2 protein-coding genes are annotated in these 2,448 nt (G+C 70.5%); both read left to right on the plus strand.

Translation table 11 applies throughout. The annotated features are described in order from the left end of the window. Positions 1-2 precede the first annotated feature (2 nt). Positions 3-1,457 (plus strand): xylulokinase, encoded by a 1,455-nt coding sequence (gene xylB / locus ACG04R_RS28350; protein ID WP_394418164.1) that lies wholly within the window; start codon positions 3-5, stop codon positions 1,455-1,457. Between the two features lie 20 nt (positions 1,458-1,477). Then, positions 1,478-2,448, plus strand: a 971-nt coding sequence (gene xylA, locus ACG04R_RS28355) for a xylose isomerase (RefSeq protein WP_394418167.1), incomplete at its 3' end; no start/stop codon positions are given.

Raw genomic sequence — 2,448 nt, forward strand, 5'->3', positions numbered from 1 at the left:
TGATGTATCTGGGCATTGATCTGGGCACGTCCGAAGTCAAGCTGCTGCTGCTGGACGGCACGGGCCGCATCGTCGGCACGGCCGGCAGCGCGCTGACGCTGTCCAGTCCCGAGCCGCTGTGGTCTGAGCAGAACCCCGCCGACTGGTGGAGCGCCACCGAAGCCGCTGTCGCGACGCTGCGCGCCGCCCACCCCACCGAGTTCGCCGCCGTGCGCGGCATCGGCCTGTCGGGCCAGATGCACGGCGCCGTGCTGCTGGACGCCGCCGACGCCGTGCTGCGCCCCGCCATCCTGTGGAACGACGGCCGCTGCCACGCCGAGTGCGCCGAACTGGAAGCCGCAGCCCCCGCCCTGCACGACATCGCCGGCAACCTGGCCATGCCCGGCTTCACCGCCCCGAAGCTGCTGTGGGTTCGCAAGCACGAGCCCGCCGTCTTCGCCCGCGTGGCCAGCGTGCTGCTGCCCAAGGACTGGCTGCGCCTGCAGCTCACCGGCGACAAGGTCTCCGACCCCTCCGACGCCGCCGGCACGCTGTGGCTGGACGTGGCGCGCCGCGACTGGTCCGACGAGCTGCTGGCCGCCACCGGCCTCACGCGCGCCCACATGCCGCGCCTCGTGGAGGCCAGTGAGCCCAGCGGCGTGCTCAAGCCCGAACTCGCCACCGCCTGGGGCCTGGGCGCGGAAGTCGTCGTCGCCGGCGGCGCCGGTGACAACGCCGCCAGCGCCATCGGCATCGGCGCGACGGCCCCCGGCGATGGTTTCATCTCGCTGGGCACGTCGGGTGTGCTGTTCGTCGTCAACGACCGCTACCGTCCCAACCCGGCCTCGGCCGTGCACGCCTTCTGCCACGCGCTGCCCGCGCGCTGGCACCAGATGAGCGTGATGCTGTCGGCCGCCAGCTGCCTGCGCTGGTTCTGCCAGCTTGTGGGTGCCGACGAGGCTACCGTGCTGGCCGACCTGGCGCCCGATGACAACGCAGTCAGCGACCGCGCGCCCCTTTTCCTGCCCTACCTGGCCGGCGAGCGCACGCCGCACAACGACCCGTTCGCGCCGGGCGTCTTCCATGGCCTGAAGAGCCAGACCAACCGCGCCGACTGCACCTACGCCGTGCTGGAAGGCGTCGCCTTCGGCCTGGCCGACGGGCTGGCCGCGCTGCGCGCCGCCGGCACCGAGGTGCGCCAGCTGTCGCTCGTCGGCGGTGGTTCGCGCAGCGCCTACTGGGCGCAGCTGATCGCCGATGCGCTGGACGTCGAGATCGTCGTGCACGCCGGCAGCGAGGCCGGTGGCGCGCTGGGCGCCGCACGGCTGGGCTGGCTCGCCACGGGCGGCGCCGTCGAGACCGTCTGCACCCGCCCCGACATCGCGGCCCGCTTCACGCCCGATGCCTCCCACCACGCCCGCCTGGCCCCACGCCTGGCGCGCTTCCGTGACCTGTACCGCCGCCTGCGCGGCGCCTGAATTCCTTCAGCCCCACCGACATGAGCTACTTCGAACACATCCAGCCCGTCCGCTTTGAAGGCGCCGACAGCCACAACGAACTGGCCTTCAAGCACTACGACAAGGACCGCATCGTCCTGGGCCAGCGCATGGAAGACCACCTGCGCTTCGCTGCCTGCTACTGGCACAACTTCGTCTGGACGGGCCTGGACCCGTTCGGCGGCGCGACGTTCGAGCGCCCCTGGTTCCAGGGCGGCAGCCCGATGGAGCTGGCCAAGCTCAAGGCCGACGCGGCCTTCGAGTTCTTCGCCAAGCTGGGCGTGCCCTACTACTGCTTCCATGACCGCGACGTCGCCCCGGAAGGCACCACGCCGCGCGAGAGCCACGAGAACTTCCAGCGCCTGGTCGACGTGCTGGGCGAGAAGCAGCAAGCCACGGGCGTGAAGCTGCTGTGGGGCACGGCCAATCTGTTCAGCCACCGCCGCTTCATGTCGGGTGCATCCACCAACCCCGACCCCGAGATCTTCAAGATGGCCGCGCTGCAGGTGCGCGACGCGATGGACGCGACGCTCAAGCTCGGCGGCGAGAACTACGTGCTGTGGGGCGGTCGCGAGGGCTACGAGTCGCTGCTGAACACGCGCCTGGGCCAGGAGCTGGATCAGCTGGGCCGCTTCCTGACGATGGTCGTCGAGTACAAGCACAAGATCGGCTTCAAGGGCGCCATCCTTATCGAGCCCAAGCCGCGCGAGCCGTCCAAGCACCAGTACGACTTCGACACCGCCACGGTCTACGGCTTCCTCAAGCGCTACGGGCTGGAGAACGAGGTCAAGGTCAACATCGAGGCCAACCACGCCACGCTGTCGGGCCACAGCTTCGAGCACGAGATCGCCACCGCCGGCGCGCTGGGCATCCTGGGCAGCCTGGACATGAACCGCGGCGACCCGCAGCTGGGCTGGGACACCGACCAGTTCCCCAACAACGTGCCGGAGACGGCGCTGGCGCTGTACCACGT

The sequence above is a fragment of the Pelomonas candidula genome (genome assembly GCF_043555985.1).
Taxonomy (GTDB): Bacteria; Pseudomonadota; Gammaproteobacteria; order Burkholderiales; family Burkholderiaceae_C; genus Pelomonas; species Pelomonas candidula.